Genomic DNA, 22,217 nt, shown 5'->3' with positions numbered 1-22,217 from the left:
ACAGTATTTGAGTAATGAGCAGGGGTGTAACTGCATCCCACAATGAATAAAATAAGTTCAAATAAATTTATAATTAATCCTATAAATTGTATAATAAGTTAATCAAATAGTCGATTCGGTTGTAGTTTAGCAGGGAAACAGCCTGGTAATATTTTGACGATCAGAGATGGGGTTCAACGTTTCACTGCTAAATCATCAACATATGTAAAAATTAGAGATTGGCTTTTTGAGACTTTAAGTCATCTCTCGCCTACAGGTACCCTCCTAAAAGCTGTTCTAGCTATTCATTGATCTGGTCTGCGCTACTAAGCCTGGAAAGCATCACCTGCGATGCTTAGAAATTAGTGTCAAGTACTCAATTCTAAACTCATCAAGATCATGAAAAATTTGTCTCTAATGTCAATGGTATGGGTATTGTTATGTATCCTGTTACCGCTCTCCTGTAATACGGAAATAAATTCACTCGCTCCTAGTAAAATCAAGCAGGGGCCAGCACCCCTAAATCTCAATGGATCTACTACGTTAGATGATATCCTGGCTAGAAATAACGCCTACGCCCGGGCTAGAGATACAACTGGCTTTAATTTCAATACCCACGGTCAGGTACTGTTGAGGCACATTAAATATTACTCCGCAACTATTGATCCATTGACCTACTTGCCGGCCAATCAACGAGCAGGGTTCAAGGCTAAGTTTGACGCCTATCAGGCGAAGATAAAGGCCAACCATTGGACTCATGACCAAATTATTGATGATTTGGTTGCTCAGAAAAGCTATACCCAGCGACAGGGTCAGATCATCAAAGACCAGCAGCGTTCGCTCCTTGAGCTGCTAGCTACGCAACCAGATATGCAAACTGCCTGGGACTGGTTTGCGCAGCGCGAGAAGGAGATCATGCAGGATAACGTCTTGACTCCATCCGAGAAAAGTGACGTCCTGAATCAGCGGTCAACTGTCAAATATGCCCTGCTTTATCGATTGGAACAGGCGCCTGCATCAGAAGGCGTTTCTGAACCAAAAGCACGTTCCACGTCCGCTTGCGGATTTTGGGCTAAACTGTATTGCTACGTGGGCACGATCAGTGGGTTGTCCTCCACGGGCAGTGCCATTGGTGGCGTGGAAGCCATTGTAAAATCGGGGGCGACAATATTGGTGAAAGGCTCAGCGATCGGCGCCATCATTGGCGCTGCCTACGGAACCATACAGGCCTTTACCTCTTGTCAGTGCGATCAGCAGGAGTTAGCCAAATGTGACGCGCCTGCAACCGTTTCTTTCCCTTACCGCTGCTACGTACCGGGAGCTGGGCTACGATATACAGCTGTTGGTTATGGTACGAATGGGCCTACTCAGTTCATCTGGAAAATATCGGCCAACAATGATTTAAATAACGTCATCTATGAGAACATAGGTAGTGGTAACTACTTTGATATACCTGGTAATTTAATAACTCAAAACAACGTCAGTACGCTCGGCATGCGTGTCACAAGCCAGTGCCATGATACCGGTGTCACCGAGTCCAGACAGTCTGATGCGTTCGGCTGGTTTGATCTAAGTAAGTTGGGCAAGCCTTATTTTACGATATCAGGAGCTGATAACGTGTCACCGGGTCAGTATGCTATGTACGGAGTAGCTGGCTCGTACGAGAATATTGAGGGTAGTGTTACAATAACCTGGCAAGTCATTCCTTCGGGTTATCCTAACTACTCACTATCAGGAACATTTTCTAACGGGCAAACGACGATAACAGGGGGGACCTATGTGGGGGTTCAGTGGAGTTCGAACCAGGGTTATGGGACCATCAAGGTTACGATCACCAGCTATTGTGATGGTGGTCAAATCAGTGAAGTCCAGTATTTGAATGTCCGGGCCCAATAATAAAGCCGGACAGTAAGAGCGCAATTAGATGAAGCTAGAAAGGCAGCCCCAATAGGCTGCCTTTCTAGCTTCATCTAATTCATATTAACTCAAAATACGTCCATAGTTGCTAGAAGGGAGCATAGGTAAATCGGCTGTGGAAGCTGCATCAATCCAGAAAAGCAGGCGTCAGCAACGTGCCGAGGGTGGGGTAGATCCGGGCGGTTTTCTTTGTTACTTTCTTACCAAGAAAAAAGAAAGTAAAAATTTTGCTTGTCGAAACTATATTTTTAGTTGCATAGGTCAAAAAAAAGGTCTGTAACGTTCGTTACAGACCTTGCCAGGATGGACATATCTTTTGGGCAGATCGGCGCTAAAATGGGCAGAAGAGGGGCCCAAAACAAGGGACTAGGGGCGGGCATGTTGTTTGGCTCCTCCATATTCTTCGGCAAACGGAATGCCTAAAATGTTCTCGTAGACTTTCCAAACCTTATCCGCTATGAGTAATTTTTGCACCTCAGGGGTAAAGTAGTCGAGTGGCTGAAGTGAGCTGATCTTCTCACTGTCGCGGCCGTCGAAAATGGCAAACCGTTTGTAGACTATATCCGGCGCTGGTTCCGGCTCGGGTACTGGCGTTGGCTCGGAGACTGGTGCTGACTCGTGGAGCGTTCGGGCAACCTTGTAAAGGTGGAAAGCAAATAAGCCTCCTGCTGAAATGCTTCTAATTTCCTTGGTCGTATGATCCCGGTTAACCCCCAACGTCTGCGGACTGCAACGGCGATAGGTATAGTTTGCCGTATCGGTACATTTTTGCAGGATGGCGAGTAAGCTGTCTGGGTCATGTAGCAGGGTGTGATTGTAGGTTTCTACCTGCCTGAGTAGATAGTGCTGTAGCTGGTTGGCTGGCCGTAACTGGCTACTGATCCGGGCGAAATAGGGCATAGTCGTAGGGATTAAATGCCTTCGTCAGCAAATGAAAAATACCGGTCTTGATCAGGCCCAAGAATCAAATGATCGAGTACGACGCAATCAAGCAACCGGCCAATTTCCCTAAACTTTTTGGTTAACTCCTTATCCTGCGCGCTAGGACTCATATTACCGCTTGGGTGATTATGCGCCAAAATGATGCTGGACGAGTGACAGCCTAAAGCAACCTGAAAAATAACTTTCGCGTCTACGTAGGTGGCGGCGGTTCCACCCGTTGACACGAGGTAGATACCTACTACCTCGTTGGCTCGGTTTAAACAAAGTATATAAAACTCTTCCAGTCGGTTAATTTGGTCGGTCCAGTGCTGACGGAACATATAAAAAGCATCCCGGCTACTGGTTACCCGTTCGCGTTTGATAGAACGGTCCTCTTGATACGTTACTTTAATTTCAGCCACACAAAAGCGGGGCGTAACGGAATCGTTTAAAATAGTCATACGTCTAAGATCTCGACGAGGTCGAATTGGGTATGGTGATGACAGAAAGAAGTAGGATGCACTAAACCCGACGGATACCAAAAAATGCGGTAGCCGATGCGGTGCGGTTCGGTCAGTCGAAAAATGCCGGCGGTATAGTTGTTGAGGATGGCTTTTGCCGGGGGACGAGTGCGCCGAAACTCCCGGCGCAACTCGTCCACAATCAGCCAATCAAAGTCACTCACGATCTGGACACCCGTAAAAATTCGGTTTCTTTCTCGTCAATTTTCTGCAAGAATACCCCTTTCAGGTAGTCCACCACCAGAGCGGCCAAGCCGTGATTTTTACAGACAAACTCCCGGTTGGCATCATCGTAAATGACCAGACGTCCAAACCGGCTATCCTCGCTCTGATCTACGGTATAGGAAAATGCTTTTAGTTCGTCGTGTTTGCCTTTCAGGTTAACCAGTTGTGTATTGACCAGTTGTAGCCGGTTGGCTTTGTCCACCTGAAACTGAATTTCTTCGGACCGACTACGTACAGGCATCAGGGCCATTGGTTGGGGGGCTGGCTCCGGCTCGGGGGCTGCTGCTGACTCCGGTTTTGTTGCTGGTACTGGCTCGGGTTTAGCGGCTGGCTCTATCTGCGGGGCTACCTCTGGTTTAGTAGTTGGGATCGGGTAGGTAGTTGGCGTTTTGACGTCTTCGGGGTTAATTTTTTCTTTAGCCTGGGCGATTAGTTGAGAAACGGCTACGGGTTCGGTTGGCTTGATGCCAAATGCCGGTTTACCGCTGTTGATGGTGCTGGTTGTTGCGTTGGTCGTTTTCATCTGATTGAAAGTGATTAAACTGATTTGAAAAAATTGAACTTGGGTAAAGTGATCGGGTAAGTAATCAGGCGGTTACGGCTTGCTCTGAACAATCCATTAGGAACGTAAAAGCGGCCTGTGCCTCGCTGGCCGCGTCCCAGACAAACCGCTTATCCTTTCGTAACTTGGTTAACCAGCCCTGTATATAGCTGGCCGCGTTATCTTCGACGGAGGCCGTATTGATGCCGTGGCGATTGCACAGAAAACAGGCGCCCAACTCGGCCACTAATTCTTCTTTGCTGTAATTGGTATCGCCAAACTTAAGCGCGTCGGTTAGCGTGGCCCGATTTAACCGGCTGGCGTGGCCCGTAAAATGGGTTAATTCATGGTACAATGTGGCGTAATAATGTTCCGACGACTCAAAGCGGGAAAGTTCAGGCATGAGAATTCGATCTTTCGATTTGCTGTAATAGGCCTGTCCGCTGGTGGGACTGTTTAGCAACTTTTCCCCTAGGTTTAAGCCCGTGACGAAGTCAGCGCAAACGGCTATTTCCTGATTTTCGCTGTTTCCCTTGTGGCTGACTGGCTTAACGGGGCACCCTTCCACATCCTGCATATTAAAAACCGGAAACAGGCGGATATAAGGGTATTTACTGACGTTTTTATCACCCGCTTTCAGTCGCGCCCGGGCTTCTTCCTCGTTTAGTCGGGCACCCGTTTTGGCGTCTTTATAAATGCAATCGTGAAAGTAAACGGCGGAGCTTTTGGCTCCCTTCTTTACCCGCCCTCCGGCCTCGTTGATCTGGCGAATGGTGGCGAAATAGGGCGTTTCATAATTGGTAATTAGCATTAACAGCTGATTGATACCTCGGTATTTGTGGCCCGTGAAATGATTCTGTGCGGGTTCAATAAACCCCCAGGGTTGATGCCAGGGTACAACCCCATGTTCAAGGCTCTTGATAATGCGCTCGGTTACTTCGGCGAAATGATCGCGTTTGGCAGTGGTTTCCATGTCTTTTTTTGATTGAAAGTGTGTAACTGACTTTAAAATTTGGGCCGTGTAGGCCCGTTCGTCGGTGGTGCCGACTAGCATTGATCTGTCCAGAAATCAAAGAACGAACCCCTTACCCGCCCGATACCGGCCTACCTGGTATCACCCGCCAACCCATTCAAAATCCTGTAGGTCTCCCTGCCCAAAATCCCCTGATTTTTCCCCTTAACTCCTTCACTATCACTATATAAAGGTAATACAAAGTGTTAGGAATTCCTAACGCTTTGTGACTTATTTTTGCAATTTAGAAAAGGTCTAACTAATTGTCTTTCAGGCGCTTAAGTCGATTATTTGGTGCACGCTTCGCGTTTGGGACGAAGTGCCCCCCAATGCCACGCACTGAGCCGAAATGCAATTGCAGGGGTGGGGGTAGGGGCGGTATATGAAGGGGGGCAGACTGTGCTACTATGGGCGGTTACGCCCTACACAAACAGGTCCGCTTAATAGGCCTGGGCCTCTCAAAGTGCCCTACTTGAACAGGTCCGCTAGCTAGGTATCGACAACTCGAGTGGTATATATAATCGTAGGGATCAGTGTGTTTTGCGAATTGCTGAGCAAGTAGGGGAGTTGCATCACTGTCAATAACCTACTACGTAGAAGGGATAATTTTGGTCACTTTCGGCTAAAATACCTATTCCGTTTACTATGGAATCGTGTGATCAATACATCTGAGATTACCGATCCATTGAAGAAGTATGTTAGTCGAGCTACACTGCTTCAGTACCGATTGACCCACAGGGTAAAACAATTGGCAGAAACCTACGAGGTAATGCTTTGTGCAAGAAGACAGAGATATAATTTATGAATACGTTTGTTAATAGATTATACAATAGGCTTCCAACGTTTAAACCCTTTTCCTGGTCTCTATAAGATGGAAACTATAAAAGCGGTGAAGTATAGCCTGCTAGTGGCCATACTCACCACTAGCCTAAGCTGTGGCATCAAGGCCGTTGAAAAAGGAACGGTCATCACAGGAACGGTTCAACTCAACACGGGAGAACCCGTTGAGGGTTACCCCTTAAGTGTAGTCGGCAAAAAAGGGACAGGCTTTGGCGTTACTAATCCAGTATCTCGTCAAGATATTCGCACTGATAAGAACGGGACTTTTTCCTATCAAGGCTTGTTAAAATCGGGGGGATTGGATGGCCTGGGTTATGAACTGCAATGGGCTTACTACTTTGACGTTCAGGGGCAGTCCTATTCAGTCGATACAATTCAAGCTTCCATTCCCGACACAGGGATTAACAATACGCCGGGTTACCAATATGACGGCTATTTATTTCCAGGGAAGCAGCATGAAATCAAGATCATCTTGAAGAAGAATTGAGTTGCGCTTTCCTTTAGATTAACATAGTGTTTGATTATACAACAGAAAATAATGGAAGTAACTATAAGTCGTAATGACTTGCAGACGCTACTCACTCAAGTTGTTGCTGTTTATGTAGAGCAACTCTATTCTGGCCAAGAGATTTTGATAAGCCAAGACTACTTTTGGAACATTGAGCAGGAAGCTCTTTATAACGTATCAACTGAGCCAAGCCATCATGATATGGGTTCATTACATGATGCAGTAATTGAGCTAAAGATGCTAGTTGAAGCCGATGATGACTACATACCGTCAAACATTGATATTCGTCGGATCTCGTATCTTCTTCGATACTTGTCAGGTATATAAAAGCTTACTTAGCAAATATATTGCCACTTATATAGTGGCTATTCTAAGCGAGGTGAAGGTATCAAAAAAATATCAACTTGGCATTGGGCTAATGTGAGCCGCAAAAATTTGCCAACCTCTGCCCTGATTATGCCAAACACGAGTGTAGCGATAACGACCACTAAAGGCATGATCTTGGTAGGTTCCTTGCATTTTCATAAGTGCAAAGACAATAGCCACTCCTTCAGAGATAAGTTGAATAGTTACCTCTTGGGGTTCCATTGTAAGAATACGAAGTAAACCATCCCGATGAGCAGCTACATCGTCAATCTTATTTGATAATCGTCCATCTGGTCCAACAACAACAGCTTGGTCCGATATAAGTGAATCAAGTTCACTCACATCACTGGCAAGCATGGCTTTGAGGAGTCTTCTCTCCATCTCCTGAATCTGCTTCGACGGGTTCATACATAACTATTTGTTAGTTTCTCCCACAAAAATGGACTTGTATCACCCTTAAGCATAATCGGCGTGACTTGATAATTAATTAGTATATGTTGAGGTTAAGCGAGTAGTGACAGTCTTTCACATTTCCAATAGTATGACTGGTATATCGTGCGAACTTATCTTTATCTACTACCTCTACATAGCATCAGTTATAGAACGGGTCTTGGGAAAATACAACCTCCTGCCTCACAGTGAGTTTACACTTATCGCAGACCCCTTCTATAACTACACACATGTAAAGAGAATTTTCCGAGGGGTGAGCCGCACACAAGCTCTGAAAACAAGCCCGATTGTACGTTTGAAAGGGAAAGAAAACGCATTATTATGTTGATCAATTATTCATCGATTATTCTATTCTTCTAAAAGAGCGTTTATTGAGAATGTGCATTTTGAGCACCAGGCTGCCCTTTTACTATCTGTCAACACTGATCCGTAGTCATCGAAAAATGATATGGAAAAGCAAGTCGACTACATCCGTCAGCTGTTCGATAGTATGTGAGCAAAGGACAACCCATTCTTTCGGTAACGGTAGAGCGTTCAGTCCAATACGCGGCTGCTATAGAATTTCTTCAGATTTCAGGTTCATCTTTGATCAAACGTTTAAACCATGAAAATTCTGCTGGTCGAAGATGAACCCGCCCTGCTGATCGCCATGCGGCAATTTCTGGAAGAGGAAGGGTACGTGGTGACGACGGCCGCCAGTTTTGTTAAAGCTACCCAGGCCCTCAACGATTATGATTATGACTGCCTGGTAGTCGATATTAGCCTGCCCGATGGGAATGGTCTGAACCTGATTCGACAACTAAAGGGCAACGACCGGTCTGCAAAGGCAACTACTGCGCAAATGGCCCAGCCCGGACTAATTATTATTTCCGCTAAAGATTCGCTCGACGATAAATTAGTAGGGCTGGAACTGGGGTCGGACGATTACATCACCAAACCCTTTCACCTGCCCGAACTCAACGCCCGCATCAAATCCGTGCTGCGCCGACGTTTTTTCGGGGGAAACAACCTCATTAGTTACGGCGACATCACAGTCGATCCGCTCGCGCACCGGGTGAATGTCCAGGAGCGCAGCCTCGACCTGACAGAAAAGGAATACCACCTGCTACTGTTTTTTCTGGCCAATACAAACCGGCTGCTCACGAAAGCGGCCATTGCCGAGTACGTCTGGGGCGACCACATGGACGGGGCCGATTCCCACGATTTTCTTTATACCCACATCAAAAATCTGCGTCGTAAACTCATAGACGCCGGATGCCCCGATTATGTCCGAACCCGGTACGGGGCGGGGTATATGTTCTCCACAGCACCATGAGTTTGCTCCGTAAAACCCTGCTGTATCTGGTGCTGGTGGCCGTTCCGGTGGCCATCGGGGGCGGTTGGTTGTTTCACACCCTCATCAGCCGAGTGGTCCGCTACGAGATTGATGAGCAGCTCACCAGCGATTTGCTCTTTGTCCAGGAGCAATTGAGTACAACTGATCGGCCAATGCCCGAGGGGCAGCATTTGCTGGACAATCCCCACGTGGAAGAAATAGCCCCTGGTTATACTCTGAAGCCCCTATTTTCGGATACGCTGGAATACGACCGGCGCGAGAAGCAGTTGGTTCCGGTCCGCCGACTAACGGCCACCGTACAGGTGGCGGACCGCTCGTACCTGGTGGTGGTAAAGCAGGTGATTGGGGAGTTTATCGAAATTACCCAGTTGTTGTCAGTGGCTATCATCGTCGGCTTCCTGGGCCTGCTGGGGGTATTGCTGGGATTGACTAGCTGGGTATCCCGTCGACTGTGGCAGCCTTTTTACCAACTGATCGATCAACTTCGTAACTACCGGCTCGATGCCCAAACTCCGGCTACGTTTCCCGACAGCACAATTACCGAGTTTAGTCAATTAGGCCGTACCCTCAACGATATGAGCCGGAATCTGCACGGGCAATACGTCGCTCAGAAAGAGTTTACCGACCACGCCGCCCACGAGATGCAAACGCCCCTGTCCATCGTCACCACGCTGCTGGATCGGCTCTTAGCGACCGAACCGTTGACCCAGCAGCAGGTCGAGTATATGGAACAGGCCCAGGGGGCCATTGGTCGACTCGTTCACCTCAACAAAAGTTTGTTGTTGCTCTCCAAGATCGACAACAACCAGTTTTTGGATCAGCAACCCGTCGACCTGAGCGCCCTCGCCCAAAAACTGCACCATAACTTCTCCTCCTACGCCCACCACCGGCAGTTAGGTTGGGTAAGCCGAATCACCCCGGATGTTATTCGGCCGATGAATCCGTATCTGGCCGAGGTGTTATTCAGCAATCTGATTAAAAATGCGACCATCCACGCCCTGCCTGCCACCTGTGCAGAAATGACCTTGACGAAGACCTTTTTCAATATCGTCAATGTCGGTCTGCCGTTGCCGTTTCCGTCCGACCAACTCTTTGACCGGTTTGTCAAGAACCCCAATCGACCCGAATCGACCGGCTTAGGGTTAGCCCTGGTTCGCCAGATCGCCGAACGCCACGGCATGACCGTGCAGTATCAATTTGATGAGTTAGCGCAAATACACAGCTTCTCGGTTTATTTTCCTCATTAGTAAAACTGACTATGCCTACCTGGGTCATTTACAGTCTTATTTCAATGCTCTTTGCCGGTTTAACGGCCGTTGTCGCCAAGTTGGGCCTCAAGGACATTAGTTCGGACCTGGGATTAGCCGTCCGGACGACGGTCGTCTTCGGGCTGGTACTACTAAACTTTCTCTGTTTCCAGAACGTGCGGGAAGTTGGTCAGCTCGACAGCCGCATCGTCGGCTTTCTGGCCATATCGGGCCTGACGACCACGCTGTCGTGGGTTTTTTACCGCGTCGGCGGTCCGATATAAAGCCATCCAGATTGGCCGCGTGTCAGATGTCGCCCTGATCGATAAAGGAAGCATCGTCATGACGATCCTGCTGTCGGTTACGTTGCTTGGCGAACCCGTTACACCCAAGTTGCTGATCGGTGGTGGGCTGATTTTGATCGGGTTGCTGGTGCTGGTATGGCCGACATAAAGCAAGACTTCCGGCTACGGTTCCGCTACATCTGGTACGCCGGAGCGGTCCCGTGCCGCGGTGGTCCGGTTAAAAAATCTGCCCGATGCCAAAGTAGAATAGCCGGTCTTCTTTCGATAAGCCATAATCGAAGAACAGGATAGTCGAGAGGTTCCAGGCCACCCGGGCGCCAGCCCCGTAGGATGTCTTGATGTTGCTAAAATCCAGGTCCTGCCAGCGGTCACGCACGGTGCCCGCGTCGAAAAAGGGAGCCACCCCTAACCCAAAATTTTGTCGGCCAACTTTCAGGTCGGCCAGCCGAACCCGAAGCTCCACGTTGGTGAAGGCGAGCGAGCGGGCCAGGAACCGGTTGGCCCGGTAGCCCCGCAGGGATTGTCGCCCCCCCAGCGCATTAATACTGCCGTCGGGACTCCACTGATCCTGATACTCGAAGAAGGGAGCCTGTCGGCCAAAGATGGTTCCCGCCCCAATCCGACCCGCCAGCACCGTTCGCGACCCGACAGGCAGTTGGTGGTAGATACGCCCCTGGAGGAACAGTTTATCAAAATTGAACTGGGAGCCGATAGCACGGTGAGAAAACTCATTGGCCACTTCGATATATATACCCCGCGTTGGATCGGGTTCAAAGTTACGGGTATCGTAAATCAGCGCCCCCTGCACGATGGAAACCCGCCCCCCATCGAGGCCGAAAATCAGTCCCTGCTGCGCATCACGGGCCAGCAAGGACGTGCCGTTGGGCGCTTTGGTCTCCGCCCCCGAGACGGGATCGATAGCATCCGTTTCGGTCCCCTGAAACGTTTTGTACGCTAAAGATTGGATCTCGTAGCCGCCCATCACCCGCCATTTGCCCTTACCTAAGGCATAATCGGCTTTAAGATTGAGCATGAATTCGGTTTCCCGAAACCGGTTCGATAAGGCATCGCTCACGAAGGGGGCTTCGCCCGCCTGACCAGGCCGCAGGGTGCTGCGCGCCCGGTCGTAGGCGGCATAGGTCGCGAACGTTTTGTTCGGATCGGAGGGCAAACGAAGGGGCCCCAGCGTGCTTTGGCTTGATCCGAAATAGAGATTCGACGGGTTTTGCTGCGCCTTGAAATCCACGCGAAACCGCCAGCGCGATCCTTTATAGTACGGCACATCCACCGAAAAGGTCAATTCGCGGGCGTTGGTGGTATAGTACGATGCATTGGCGCGCAGCCTCACCAGGTAGGGCGTATAGGCGAAGAGCGGGTTGGCGCGGGTGCCATTCCAGTAGGTGTTGGTTCGGATACCGATGCCAAACCCCGTTACCGGGTCCGACGATAAATCGGGCAGACCCGTCGTAAAGCGTCCTTCCCTCTTCTTGGCCAGATCGACCTCCGACATGCGCTTCGAGCGAATAAACGAAAGGCTATCAATCACCAAGGTGTCGGTCTTTTGGGCCAGTGTCGGTGGGGTAAAACCACCCAGCAAACCGAAAAAGCAAAGCATTCTTTTCATTGAGTAAGTTGATTAATGAATTTATGAAAGTTGTATAGACCCACTGGTCACTGCTTACAGACTTGTGCAGACAGCAGCTAACCCGCTATTGGGGTACATTATCAGATCGGCGAAATCGCTTGACGAGGAGCGTTCCGAGTACCAGTACCACTACGCCCAGAAAGATGTATTCCACGTATTGGCCGATCCCGGGAAACCGCCCACCCAGCCAATATCCAGCCAGCACCAGGGTGGTGATATAGGCTATACAGCCCGTAGAGGTCAGGAGTAAAAACCGGGTCCAGGGCATGCCGCTGTTGGCCGCCAGTAGCGGATTGAAGGTGCGAATGATCGGGAAGAAACGACCGATCAGTAAGGCCCGCTTCGGGTGTTTGCGGTAAAATTGGTCGGACTCTTCCAGGTCGGCTCGTTTGAAGAGGAACGTGTCGGGCTGGTGACGGAGTCGGTCACCGAGTTGGCGGCCAATCCAAAAACCCGTCAGATCGCCAGCCACGGCAGCTACGACCAGCACGCCGACAAGTCCTAAAACCGGCAAATGCAGCGTACCGACGCCCGTCAGCAGCCCCGCCGTGAACAAAAGCGTTTCGCCACCGGGTACGATCAGGCCCAGCAGAAAACCCGTTTCGATGAACACCAGCGCGGCAATCAGGGTCGTACCGCCCCACTCGATCCAGGCCGTGTTCAGGCCCAGTATACTCATGACGTTAGCTTCCATAGCGTTGTGTTGATGCGGACAAAAAAAGAGGGCGAATCTGAAGTTTTTCTGAAGTTCTTCCGGTAACAACTCAATTCGGGATAGCCCGTCGGCTGCTACAGAATTGCTCCCGAATTGGTCGTTAGGTTTGAGTAATCAATTACCTTAAGCGGATGAAGTCGATTCTCTCTTCTGTTTACCGGACGCTGTTTATCGTCGGCACGACGGCCGTTGTCGCTCTGGCGCAAACGACCAACGTAACCCTATCGGGGACTGTCAAAGAAGCCAAAAACAAAGTCTTCCTGCCCTTCGTGAACGTAACCCTGCTGACCCCGAGCGACAGCGCCTTCGTGACGGGAGCCATCACCAGTGAAGAAGGGCTATTTACCCTCGCGGGCGTTAAACCGGGCAACTACCTGCTGAAAACGACTTACATCGGTTACCGGACCCGCCTTCAGCCCGTACTGGTGGGGCAGTTGAGCGAATTTTTGAACGTGGGTACGCTGGAGCTGACCGAAGAAGTGGCTCAGTTGAGCGAAGTGGTCGTGACCGCCGGGCCCGAAGCCGTTGCGGGCACGATGGACAAGAAAACCTTTACGGTGGGCGAGAACATCAGCCAGGCAGGCGGCTCGGCCCTGGAAGCGATGAAAAATCTGCCGGGCGTGACCGTGGGTGAGGATGGCCAGATCCAACTGCGGGGCAGTAAGCAGGTGATGGTGCTAATCGACGGGAAACAGACCGCCCTGACGGGTTTTGGCGGTCAATCCGGCTTGGAAAACATTCCGGCTTCAGCCATCGACCGGGTCGAAATCATCAACAATCCATCGGCTAAATTCGACGCCAACGGGAACGCGGGCATCATCAACATCATCTACAAAAAAGAAAAGAAAGAAGGCTTCAACGGTAAAGTAGGCCTGGCTGCGGCCGTGGGTGCCCTCTGGGAGAAACAGGCAAACTACCCGACCATCCGGCCCCAGTACCGGAACACGCCCAAAATCAATCCGTCGCTCTCGCTCAACTACCGCAAAAACAAGGTCAACCTGTTTTTTCAGGGCGACAACCTCTACACACAAACGCTGAACAAAAACGAGTTTGCCGACCGGTTTTATAACGACGGCACCGTCGTTCGCCAGCAACTCAAACGAAACCGCAACACCAACATCTTAACGGGCAAGGCCGGCATCGACTGGTTTGTCGACGCGGCCAATACGGTGACGGTATCGGGATTATTCAGCAGCGAGAAAATCACCGACCGGGGCGACCAACCGTTCTTCGACGGCACGCTCTCGGAGCGGCTGCGGCTGTGGCAGTTTCTGGAAGATGAACTGAAAACGACCGTTACGGCATCGGCGAACTGGCAGCACAAGTTCAAACAACCGGGCCGGTTACTCAACGCGGGTTTCAACTACACATTCCACCGGGAAGACGAGAAATACTTTTTCACCAACATACTGCCCACCTACACGGGCCAGGATTCGTTTAAACTCCTGTCGGATGAAAACGTAGCCGACCTGACCGTCGATTATGTGCAGCCGCTGCCTTACGGCCGACTTGAAACCGGGGTTAAGTTTCGTCGCCGGTGGATTCCCACCAATATGCAGTTTTTTCCGGGTCTGAACTCCCCGCTGGATGTCGACGCCGGAGGAGCGGCCACCTACCGCGAATGGATACCGGCTCTGTACGGCAACTACCTGATCGAAACGAAGAGAGTAGAGGTAGAAGCCGGTTTGCGCGTCGAATACGTGGATTTGCAGTACGAGGTAAACCCGAACCACAACACGTACAAGAGCGACGGCTACCGGTATGGGCAACCCTTCCCGACATTGCGACTGGCCTACAAGCTCAATGACAATAACCGACTGTCTCTTTTCTACACGCGCCGGGTCGACCGGCCCAACGAAGTGGACATCCGAATTTTTCCCAAGTACGACGATGCCGAAATCATCAAAGTAGGGAATCCAGGCCTGCGTCCGCAATTCACCAGTTCGTACGAGCTGGGCTACAAGACCAACTGGAACGGTGGGTATCTGTATTCGGCGGCCTACCACAAAGCCATGCAGGCCACCATTACCCGTATCAGCAGTATAGTCCCTGGCAGCACCCTGATCTACAATATTTTTCAGAATGCCGGTCGCAGTCGCCTGAGTGGGGTCGAATTGATCCTATCCCAACGCTTTGCAAAATGGGCCACGGTCAATCTGAACCTGAATGGCTACCGGAATACCATCGATGCCTTCTCGGTGGTCAATCTATATCCGGTCCGAAACACGTTTTCGGCGGAGCGGCAACAGTTGTTTTCGGGGAACGTGAAAGTCAACGGCCTGTTTCACTTAGGAGGAAAGCTCGATGCGCAGTTCACGGCCATCTATTTAGCCCCTGACCTGGTGCCGCAGGGCCGCATCGACTCCCGTTTCTCCATCGATGTAGGCTTGAAAAAAGCAATCCAAAAGGGCAAAGGCGAGTTGTTTATCAACGCGACGGATATTGCCAACACACTGCGTATCCGACGCGAGGTGCAGGGCGACGGCTTCCGATACGTCAGCACCGACTATTACGAAACGCAGGTGGTGAGGGTTGGCTATGGGTATAAGTTTTAACCTAAAACGGACCAGCCTCACCAGTGACGCGGTTCGACGTAAACTAGTGCTTCAATTGGCCAAGTTGTTATTTCAGGCTTGGTACTCTGGCATCGGTTACCGGTAAATACTTCAGCAGAGACGCTATTCACATAAAATAGGGTTAACGCAATGCTTTTGAAAAGCACAACTTCGTCCCATAGGTTACTGGTAATTTTTGCCATACCCTTCGATATTCATCATTTTAAACGCCAGTTTATCCAATATCACAAAACTTATTACCAGCCGCCGTTCTTTTCTCAGGTCTATTTTCTCAACTTGTTATCCGAAAGAGGGGCTACTTCCAAAAATCAACATCTCGTTTCAACAAAGGGTTTGAGTTTGTAATCCGAATATTCCTAAACAACGAATTATCGCCCTTTCCGCCGAAAAACCAAAGATGCCCTAAAGAGGCAAGCTAAAAAGGAGGGCTGACCGGTTAGGTCGGCCTGCGCACCGCAAGGGTTGGGACGATTAACTCATAAACACGCCATCGAAGGAACGGCTATCCGATTCGAAGCGGTGAAGCAGGTGCGCCCCGTACAGTAGGGTATCGGCTGCATCCGAGAAGTGGGTGGTTTCCCGTTGGTCGAGGTTATGGTTCTTCTCATCTTTTTTATCCTTCCGGAAGCCGGTACTGCCCTGGGCAATCTGGGCCTGCTGCATCGAGATCCGCACGAACTCGGTATTATTCCGGTTGAAGCCAACCCGAAACAGCCTGGCATCCCCACCCCTCAAGGCCCGGCCCCACAGTTCATAGCGCTGGGCGGGTTCAGGAGTGTGACCGACGTAGCGGTCTTCCACAGTCCAGCCTTCACTCATGAGGTATTCGGCGAAAACGTCCTTGGGACTGGTGGCGCTGGTGGCACTGGTGCCGATGGCGGTATGGTCAAAAAAGTAATTAATGACCTTAACCGGGTGGTGTTTATAATAGCGGCAGAACGCTCGGGCCACGTCAACGACCCGGTCCGGGTGGCGCACGTACATTTCCTTCAATACCCGATAGTCCCGGCCGTGGGGTTGCCCTACCAGGAGCGGGTTTATATGAGCCCCATAATCGAGCGCCACGTCCAGCGGACGGTATTTGTCGACATCGGCGTCTTTTCGGCTATCCTCAAAGAGACCCTTCCCAAATTGGTCGAAGTCAAAGCTATCGATGAAACCATAGTCAATCTCGTCGTAAAAGTGATGTTCGTCCAGATCCGGGTAAAACGCGTTTTCCGTTAAGAATGGACGCCGGTTCAGAATCGCCGTTTCAAAGATGAAGGGGGGCAGTTTCTCCCGCAGACGGGCGATGTTTTTGGCACCGAAGCCGTGGATATTGTCCAGCGTGGAGGCCTCCGAGAAATAAACCGTGTTGCTCCGGATCGCATCCCAGCGGGTTTGGTAGGTCTGGATCTTTTTCAGGATTGAGGCCCGCTTGCCCGGGTAGGCAATCAAGCCTTCGTAGAGTGCGTAAATCTTGGTCCGAAGGTCTAAAATCGCTTTGATCCGGTCGAAACCCAACTCTTTAGACTGGGCAATCATGCGCTTTTCTTCCTCCAGGATCCACATGGCCGCTTTCGAGGTCGGCATATCGGTACAAAACAGCAGACTATGAAACTCGGGGATGCCGCCAAAATACCGTTCGTCGCCCCGGTTGGTGAGTAGCAGCTCATTGTCAAGTTTGGCTTTATCGAGGAATTTGGCTTCGTCGCCGGCGATCCAGTGCACGGTTTTGCCGTTGGCTGAGCCGGGTCGGTCCTGACTGACCATGCTCGCCACGGCCCCGTTGCGAAAAAAGATGCAATGCTCGGTAGTGATTGGGCCAACGATCGGCTGGGGCACATTGAGTTTTTTGGGTGGGCGTTCCCGTACCCAGAAGTCACGACCCCTGACCCAGCCCATCTGTTCCCAGCCTTTGATGACGGGCGGCAGGGTGCGTTCGAGCAATTGCAGGTAGGTAGAGCCCACAAAGCAGCCATGCCCCCGAGGCATGACTTCCACGTTTCGAAACGTTCGGGGTGCAATCAACCCTTCTGATTTACCGGTGCCCCGCCCCCAGACGGCGTATTCCTCGTTAGCCCCGACCAGCATCGAGCGCAGCTGCGGCTTGTTGAAGTGCCGGTGAACCGCCTGGACATCGTCGGCGAGACTGTGGGCGTCGTGGCCCACGTGAGCCAGGCGAACGGCGATCTGCAGATCGGACGTCACCAACTCATCGAGCTTATAGCGATCAGGCAGGTGTTTGGGGGGAGCTGACATCTTCGAAATCGTCGAACAGTTCTTCCGTTTTTTTCTTGTCCAAGGCCAGCATCTTATCAATCATCCGGGTCAGCTGCTCGTCGCTGATCTGCTGGCCACCCAGCTGCTCGGGGTTAAAGTTGATAATGTTGATGACCGTTTTATTCTCGACAGGGTCCTCCGGCTTGTCGGCGCCGATTAGCTTGATATAGATCTGACGCAGGGCGGCCAGACTTCGTAAATCCCCCTTCTTTTTAGCCAGCCGCATATCATCCCGCATCTCGTCAATGAGCATGACCCGCTCGTAGGCCAGGTTCGGCTGGTCCTGAATCGCAAAAAAACGGCGGGTATCGTCCAGGTAGTTGCGCGCCGTGCGGGCCGAAATGCCGGGGATAGCCTTCAGAATGGCGTTGAGCTGCTGGCTGGTTTTTGGATACCGGCCCGTCGACAGTAGGGCGTGAATGGTAATCCAGTGGCTCAGCTGCTCGGCGAGATCGCGGGAGAGTTTGACCTTTTTAGGATCGGTGTCGGGTAACTGGCACCGGTAATACTTGACGATCCGGTCAAATTTATCCTCGAAGCGGGACGGTAAGTTGGTCAGGGCGAGATCGTTGTTCATGGCTGGCGGGCCTCCAAATCATCCAGAAGCCGAATGGCCAGCGTTTGGGCCGGGCCCGAGCCTTGTTTGGCCAGCGTCAGGATGGACTTGCGGAGTTCAAGTTTTGATTTCAGCTTGCCCCGCTGGTAGGCGCGGTACGCGGGACTGGTTTCATCGTCCAGGGCGTCCTCGAGCGCAACGGCGTCGACGCCCAGGACAATGGCGATTTCGTCGGGTACGAAAAAAAAGCCGGCCATGCTTTCCAGCTCGGTAAGTTGATCAGCGGTTAGTGTCATGAGGAAGGGCGCGAATCTGGTACTCCCAGACCGGTCGTTCGGTTGAGTCGGTGTAATGGCGAACCAGGTGAAGCTCAATGCCCTGGCGGTGAATCTGGCGCAGCAGCTTGCCCAGCAGTTTCTGATCGAGGGTGGTATCGGTCTCGCTATGGGTAAACTCGAGCACCGGCTCGTCCTGCTCGTCGAGGGTAATACTGATCAGGTCGGCTTTAGAAGACATCAGGCGGGGCGTTTGCGGGTTAGGGATTAAACGGTTTGGCTTTGCTCATCTCGGCTTCGATCCAGCCGATATGAAACTGAGCCACCAGGGGACTGACAGTAACGACGCCCGATTCAATCCGGGGGTTGTTGGTGTAATTGGGCGAGCCGTTGACGGCCATCGACCAGGCCTCGTTTCGAATGACGGTTACTTTGGCGTGACAGACCGATACGGCCGTTTTTTCGGCGTGGGCTTTGACAAAGGCGTAAGCGCTGGGGTTACGCCGGGTGACCCGCCCATCGATGAGCAGCCGCAGCCGGCGGATCACACCCGCTTCCAGGCCCTGCACCAGCATGCGTACGGCGTCCTCGGTCATCGACCAGGTAGCAATCCAGACGTCGGCGGGTCCGGTCTGGCGCAGGAGGTGGAACAGCAGGTCGTGCATACTCCAGAGGCCGGCGCTAGCGTAATGGTAGCTGTGGCCGGCCTCCAGGGGCGGCCACACCGCATCGACAGCATCCGAAACGCGGCCGACGAGTGTATGGGTGTGTTCAGGTGGCTCAGCAGCCGGGCACAGGGCGGCCTGCCGGTGCTGGGGTAAACAAAAGTCTTGGACATCGTCAGCGTGAAATAGCATCGTCAGTCGGGGTTAGCGTATCCAGCTGTTGCTGGATCTGGAAAAGTTCGCTGTGATACTGGGCGAGGAGCGTCTGGCATTTCAGCCGCTCGGGTTCGGTGCCAGCCGCCACCAGCCGTTTTTTATAGCGCGAAACGAACGTACGCAGGGTGTTGCGCCGGGTCAGCAGCGCCTGGGCCGAGCGGACCACCGGCTCCGACTCATCGGGCAAATAGCCGTGCTCGGCGAAAAAATGCCGCCGGCCGTAAATCATCGTCAGTTCGTCGCCGATGTCCAGAATGCGAAACGACCAGGTGCGCAGCTCATCGCCTTCCCTGGTTCCCCCGTTATAAGCCATCCGGAGTCGTTCTTTCAGGATGGTTCGTTCGTCCATCAATCGCTTGCCGTCCTCCAGGGCATCGACCAACGGCTGTGGGTAGCTGGCTTGCTGGAGTAGCAGCCGTTCGCCCAGCTGCTCGTGCAAGCTGGACAGGGCCGTATGTAGGATCTGGCGGTTGTAGTCATCAGCGCCCGCTTTCAGCATGCCCAGCACGAAGGTCGAACCGGCTGGCGTGGGCAAAATCAGTTTTTCGTACAGTAGCACGCCCTGCTCGTAGAGGGGGGCATCCAGCCAGGCGCTGAGCTGCTCGATCGATTCGTTTATCATTGGAAAGGAGCGGGTGAAACAAAGAAGCCCGGCAAAACCGGGCTCTTTCGCCGTTCACACACATTACACGGGCACGTCGCCCACGTTGTCAGTCTGGAGATAGGGTACCTGCTGGGGAAACTGCAGCAGGTAGCTCAGCTCCGATTCGGTTAGGTTGGCCAGGTCGTAGCGTTGTCCCTCGAAGTCGATGGGCATCGTGGCGGCCGGCGTCAGACCGATGATGGAATAGGGCCGGGGCGGAGGAGGAGCCAGCCCGACTTTGGACAGTTTAGCCATCGCTCGATCTCGGGGTTAAGGGGCCGGCGTTAAGGGTACGGCTGCGCTATAGAAGAGAATATTGGGCACGAAGCCCGAAATCTCAATGAACGTGCCCAGCCCGCGCCCCGATACCGTACCGGTTTTCATTTCAGGCGACACGGTCATAAAGTGTTTACCACTCCCCAACTGGATGATTTTGCCGTTGTTGAGCGGGACGAGCATGTTCACCTTATCGTTTTTAACGTCGTTGATGAACTGAATCGCGTCTTCGTCGATACCAGGATAAAACAGCTTGAGCATGGGTTTGAAGCTCTTGCCATCGGCCTCACCGTTGCTGCCTAGATCCAGTTCGGACATGTCCTCGGTGGTATAGAGCTGCATGGCTTTCTTCCCCGTGTTGAGCACGTAGGGCGTGTTCATAACGTATTTGTTGGCCGGTGCCGCGGCCGGGGCGGGATACGTCTTGACGTCCGACTTGCGGATCAGGTAAACGATCTGCTCGGTGCCCCCCATGTTGTTTTCCTCCCCGTTGGGACCCAGGAGGTCTTTGTATTCGATAGCCATGGCTAATTGAGTAGTCTATGATGGAGAAAAGGCCCGACGGCGGGCAACGTAACGGGGCTACTTGACGACCTTACGCAGGGTAGCGACGCCCTCCCGGATCAGTTCGGCCACCAGTTTGGCGTCGTCGCGCAGCGTGGCCACGGTTACCACCTGGCCCTTCCAGCTGAACTCGGTGAGCAGCTCATAGCTGTCTTTACCGTGGCTGATCGTGGGTAGCGCGTCGCTATCGGCCTGTTGACTGGCGAGGGTTTGCTTGAGCTCCGTAACGATCCGGGCGGCCGACTGCAGCTCGCTGTCTTTAGCGGCCAGCTGATTGGTCTGCTGGATGAGCGTCTTTTTGGCTGTTTCCAGGTCAACGACAACTTTAGCCAGATCCTGCCGGGCCTGGTCACGTTCCGTTTTATACGTAGTACGCTCGGTTTTCAGCCCCTCAATATCTTTCAAGGCGGCTTCGAGTTTTTGTTCGGCGGTTAGTTCAGCCATGGTTGGCAGTGCGGGTTGGAAAAGTTGGTAACCTGCCCAGGCAGGTTACCAACGGGTAAAGGGAAGGAAGAAATCGAAAGCCAGTTAATTACGCCTGGTCGTTGACGAACAGGATGTCCAGATCGGCGATCTGGAAGGCGAGCACCAGCTGCATTTTGCAGGTGTAGCCATGGACGAAGGGGATCATCTGGCCGATCGAGGTGAAATCGCTTGTCAGATCGGTACCGAAGTAGAGGTTCTTATCGACGTCGGCCACCAGCCGCTTCGAGCCGGACATCCAGCTGGCGGGCTGCAGGATCCACTTACCATCCGAGCCAAAAATAGACTTGCCGATGACTTTCCCATTGGCGCCAGCGATGTCCAGAAATGAAGTACCATTGGTGAATTTGGCCAGCGCGCTCATGTTGTAGTTATCGTAGGTCGAGCGCGAGCAGCGGATGATGCCACCTAGATTCCGGATTTCTTCCGGGATCGCCAGGTAGAAGTTCGTAACCTTGTCGAAGGCGTTAGTCGCGTCAATCGTGCCGGTGGCGATTTTGTTGCGGGCCGGCAGCGCTGCGTATTCGTCGGCAATGATGGTGCCCAGCCCTTTGTTGATCGAGCTGTTGTTAACCTTTTGCCACTTGGCGGGGTGCGATTCAGGTGACTGACCCGCGGTGGTGATGGCCAGACACTTGAAATAGGAATTGGCGTAGCGAACCCGGGCATCGACCGCGTAGACGGTACCGCCATCGTAAACGGGTATCAGTTGGCCATCCACCCCGAAATAACTGTTGTTGTTGATTTCGGCGCGCTGCTTTTTAATCTGCTCGTCCCAAAAGTACTGAGCAAAGCCCTGCGGATAGTCGGGCGCGTTCGCTTTGAGCATCTCGGAGAGATACGTCTTACGCAGTTCCTCGGGAACAACGCGCAAAATCTTCATGGCCGTGCGCGGCACAATGGTGCGCTGGCTGAAGGTACCAGCCTGACCGTCGGGGTCGACCACGTCGACGTCGTAGGGGCGAAGCCCTTCGTTTGCCTTGTACTTAGGCATGATACGCGGGGCGGTCAGGTTGGTGATCAGGTTCAGATCGGTAGCGATGTCGAGGCCGTTAAAAATCGACGTCCGGATGCGCTGTTCGTACTGACCCGCGTAGTTGTTGATCGCGGTCAGATCTTGTTGAGGGGTTGTGGCCACAGGGTTTGGCTGGCTAAGGGTTTAGAGTAGGTAGG

Annotated in this window: 26 protein-coding genes; 8 read left to right on the top strand and 18 right to left on the bottom strand. The window is 52.1% G+C overall.

From position 1 onward, the window contains the following. Nucleotides 1-378 precede the first annotated feature (378 nt). A complete protein-coding gene (locus EQG79_RS14545) occupies nt 379-1,875 on the top strand; it encodes a hypothetical protein (protein ID WP_077919733.1) in 1,497 nt (498 codons plus the stop codon). Between the two features lie 387 nt (nt 1,876-2,262). Here EQG79_RS14545 and EQG79_RS14540 read toward each other — a convergent pair whose 3' ends face one another. The 5 genes from EQG79_RS14540 to EQG79_RS14520 all read right to left on the bottom strand — a co-directional run bounded on the left by EQG79_RS14540 (nt 2,263) and on the right by EQG79_RS14520 (nt 5,077). Further along, complete coding sequence (locus EQG79_RS14540) at nt 2,263-2,796, bottom strand: hypothetical protein (RefSeq protein WP_077919732.1); 534 nt, start codon at nt 2,794-2,796, stop codon at nt 2,263-2,265. Between the two features lie 11 nt (nt 2,797-2,807). Further along, a complete protein-coding gene (locus tag EQG79_RS14535; protein WP_077919731.1) occupies nt 2,808-3,278 on the bottom strand; it encodes a JAB domain-containing protein in 471 nt (156 codons plus the stop codon). Continuing rightward, nucleotides 3,275-3,502 (bottom strand): hypothetical protein, encoded by a 228-nt coding sequence (locus EQG79_RS14530; protein ID WP_077919730.1) that lies wholly within the window; start codon nt 3,500-3,502, stop codon nt 3,275-3,277. The genes EQG79_RS14535 and EQG79_RS14530 overlap by 4 nt, the downstream gene beginning before the upstream one ends. Beyond that, complete coding sequence (locus tag EQG79_RS14525) at nt 3,499-4,086, bottom strand: hypothetical protein (RefSeq protein ID WP_077919729.1); 588 nt, start codon at nt 4,084-4,086, stop codon at nt 3,499-3,501. Before EQG79_RS14525 ends, EQG79_RS14530 begins: the two co-directional genes overlap by 4 nt. A 64-nt stretch (nt 4,087-4,150) precedes the next feature. After that, nucleotides 4,151-5,077 carry an ArdC family protein gene (locus tag EQG79_RS14520; protein WP_161492708.1) on the bottom strand — a complete coding sequence of 309 codons (927 nt, stop codon included), beginning with the start codon at nt 5,075-5,077 and terminating at the stop codon, nt 4,151-4,153. 910 nt (nt 5,078-5,987) lie between these two features. Here EQG79_RS14520 and EQG79_RS14515 point away from each other — a divergent pair. Both EQG79_RS14515 and EQG79_RS14510 read left to right on the top strand, forming a co-directional pair. Further along, complete coding sequence (locus tag EQG79_RS14515) at nt 5,988-6,443, top strand: hypothetical protein (RefSeq protein ID WP_077919727.1); 456 nt, start codon at nt 5,988-5,990, stop codon at nt 6,441-6,443. Between the two features lie 51 nt (nt 6,444-6,494). Beyond that, entirely contained in the window at nt 6,495-6,791 is a 297-nt protein-coding gene (locus EQG79_RS14510) for a hypothetical protein (protein ID WP_077919726.1), read from the top strand. A gap of 72 nt (nt 6,792-6,863) precedes the next feature. Here the strand turns inward: EQG79_RS14510 and EQG79_RS14505 are convergent, their stop codons facing one another. After that, nucleotides 6,864-7,238 (bottom strand): nuclear transport factor 2 family protein, encoded by a 375-nt coding sequence (locus EQG79_RS14505; protein WP_129602147.1) that lies wholly within the window; start codon nt 7,236-7,238, stop codon nt 6,864-6,866. Between the two features lie 646 nt (nt 7,239-7,884). Between EQG79_RS14505 and EQG79_RS14500 the strand changes: the two genes are divergently transcribed. Genes EQG79_RS14500 through EQG79_RS31290 form a run of 4 tightly spaced genes read left to right on the top strand, consistent with a single transcriptional unit; the run spans nt 7,885 to nt 10,316 of the window. After that, a complete protein-coding gene (locus tag EQG79_RS14500) occupies nt 7,885-8,595 on the top strand; it encodes a response regulator transcription factor (protein ID WP_077919724.1) in 711 nt (236 codons plus the stop codon). Next, nucleotides 8,592-9,863, top strand: coding sequence for a sensor histidine kinase (locus tag EQG79_RS14495; RefSeq protein WP_077919723.1), 1,272 nt, complete (start codon nt 8,592-8,594; stop codon nt 9,861-9,863). The genes EQG79_RS14500 and EQG79_RS14495 overlap by 4 nt, the downstream gene beginning before the upstream one ends. Nucleotides 9,864-9,907: 44 nt before the next feature. Further along, nucleotides 9,908-10,147, top strand: a complete 240-nt coding sequence (locus EQG79_RS31295; protein ID WP_240699354.1) for an EamA family transporter — start codon at nt 9,908-9,910, stop codon at nt 10,145-10,147. A 19-nt stretch (nt 10,148-10,166) separates the two neighbouring features. Further along, nucleotides 10,167-10,316 (top strand): EamA family transporter, encoded by a 150-nt coding sequence (locus EQG79_RS31290; protein ID WP_236648601.1) that lies wholly within the window; start codon nt 10,167-10,169, stop codon nt 10,314-10,316. A gap of 69 nt (nt 10,317-10,385) precedes the next feature. Here EQG79_RS31290 and omp85 read toward each other — a convergent pair whose 3' ends face one another. Both omp85 and EQG79_RS14480 read right to left on the bottom strand, forming a co-directional pair. Next, nucleotides 10,386-11,792, bottom strand: a complete 1,407-nt coding sequence (gene omp85 / locus EQG79_RS14485) for an Omp85 family outer membrane protein (RefSeq protein WP_236648599.1) — start codon at nt 11,790-11,792, stop codon at nt 10,386-10,388. 85 nt (nt 11,793-11,877) lie between these two features. Continuing rightward, nucleotides 11,878-12,507, bottom strand: coding sequence for a DedA family protein (locus tag EQG79_RS14480; protein ID WP_077919721.1), 630 nt, complete (start codon nt 12,505-12,507; stop codon nt 11,878-11,880). Nucleotides 12,508-12,659: 152 nt separating this feature from the next. Here EQG79_RS14480 and EQG79_RS14475 point away from each other — a divergent pair, with 152 nt between their 5' ends. Continuing rightward, the gene (locus EQG79_RS14475) at nt 12,660-15,083 is read left to right on the top strand and encodes a TonB-dependent receptor domain-containing protein (RefSeq protein WP_129602145.1); all 2,424 of its coding nucleotides are present in this window, start codon (nt 12,660-12,662) and stop codon (nt 15,081-15,083) included. A gap of 492 nt (nt 15,084-15,575) precedes the next feature. Here EQG79_RS14475 and EQG79_RS14470 read toward each other — a convergent pair whose 3' ends face one another. From EQG79_RS14470 to EQG79_RS14425, 10 genes are all read right to left on the bottom strand, one after another. Next, a complete protein-coding gene (locus EQG79_RS14470) occupies nt 15,576-17,345 on the bottom strand; it encodes a hypothetical protein (protein ID WP_077919719.1) in 1,770 nt (589 codons plus the stop codon). Further along, nucleotides 17,317-17,943 carry a hypothetical protein gene (locus EQG79_RS14465; RefSeq protein WP_077919718.1) on the bottom strand — a complete coding sequence of 209 codons (627 nt, stop codon included), beginning with the start codon at nt 17,941-17,943 and terminating at the stop codon, nt 17,317-17,319. Before EQG79_RS14465 ends, EQG79_RS14470 begins: the two co-directional genes overlap by 29 nt. Next, nucleotides 17,940-18,218 carry a hypothetical protein gene (locus tag EQG79_RS14460; RefSeq protein ID WP_077919717.1) on the bottom strand — a complete coding sequence of 93 codons (279 nt, stop codon included), beginning with the start codon at nt 18,216-18,218 and terminating at the stop codon, nt 17,940-17,942. Before EQG79_RS14460 ends, EQG79_RS14465 begins: the two co-directional genes overlap by 4 nt. Continuing rightward, complete coding sequence (locus EQG79_RS14455; protein ID WP_077919716.1) at nt 18,202-18,438, bottom strand: hypothetical protein; 237 nt, start codon at nt 18,436-18,438, stop codon at nt 18,202-18,204. The genes EQG79_RS14460 and EQG79_RS14455 overlap by 17 nt, the downstream gene beginning before the upstream one ends. A 19-nt stretch (nt 18,439-18,457) precedes the next feature. Continuing rightward, complete coding sequence (locus EQG79_RS14450) at nt 18,458-19,054, bottom strand: hypothetical protein (protein WP_077919715.1); 597 nt, start codon at nt 19,052-19,054, stop codon at nt 18,458-18,460. Continuing rightward, on the bottom strand, nt 19,038-19,700 hold the full coding sequence (locus EQG79_RS14445) for a hypothetical protein (protein WP_077919714.1): 663 nt from the start codon (nt 19,698-19,700) through the stop codon (nt 19,038-19,040). Before EQG79_RS14445 ends, EQG79_RS14450 begins: the two co-directional genes overlap by 17 nt. 63 nt (nt 19,701-19,763) lie before the next feature. Then, the gene (locus EQG79_RS14440) at nt 19,764-19,976 is read right to left on the bottom strand and encodes a hypothetical protein (RefSeq protein WP_077919713.1); all 213 of its coding nucleotides are present in this window, start codon (nt 19,974-19,976) and stop codon (nt 19,764-19,766) included. A 15-nt stretch (nt 19,977-19,991) separates the two neighbouring features. Continuing rightward, nucleotides 19,992-20,522 carry a hypothetical protein gene (locus tag EQG79_RS14435; RefSeq protein ID WP_077919712.1) on the bottom strand — a complete coding sequence of 177 codons (531 nt, stop codon included), beginning with the start codon at nt 20,520-20,522 and terminating at the stop codon, nt 19,992-19,994. 57 nt (nt 20,523-20,579) lie between these two features. Continuing rightward, a complete protein-coding gene (locus EQG79_RS14430) occupies nt 20,580-21,005 on the bottom strand; it encodes a hypothetical protein (protein ID WP_077919711.1) in 426 nt (141 codons plus the stop codon). A gap of 88 nt (nt 21,006-21,093) precedes the next feature. After that, a complete protein-coding gene (locus EQG79_RS14425; RefSeq protein ID WP_129602143.1) occupies nt 21,094-22,182 on the bottom strand; it encodes a hypothetical protein in 1,089 nt (362 codons plus the stop codon). Between the last annotated feature and the right edge of the window lie 35 nt (nt 22,183-22,217).

This window comes from Spirosoma sordidisoli (assembly GCF_004138325.1).
Lineage (GTDB): Bacteria > Bacteroidota > Bacteroidia > Cytophagales > Spirosomataceae > Spirosoma > Spirosoma sordidisoli.
The sequence above is the reverse complement of the archived record's forward strand: the minus strand, read 5'-3'. Positions and strand labels throughout refer to the sequence as shown.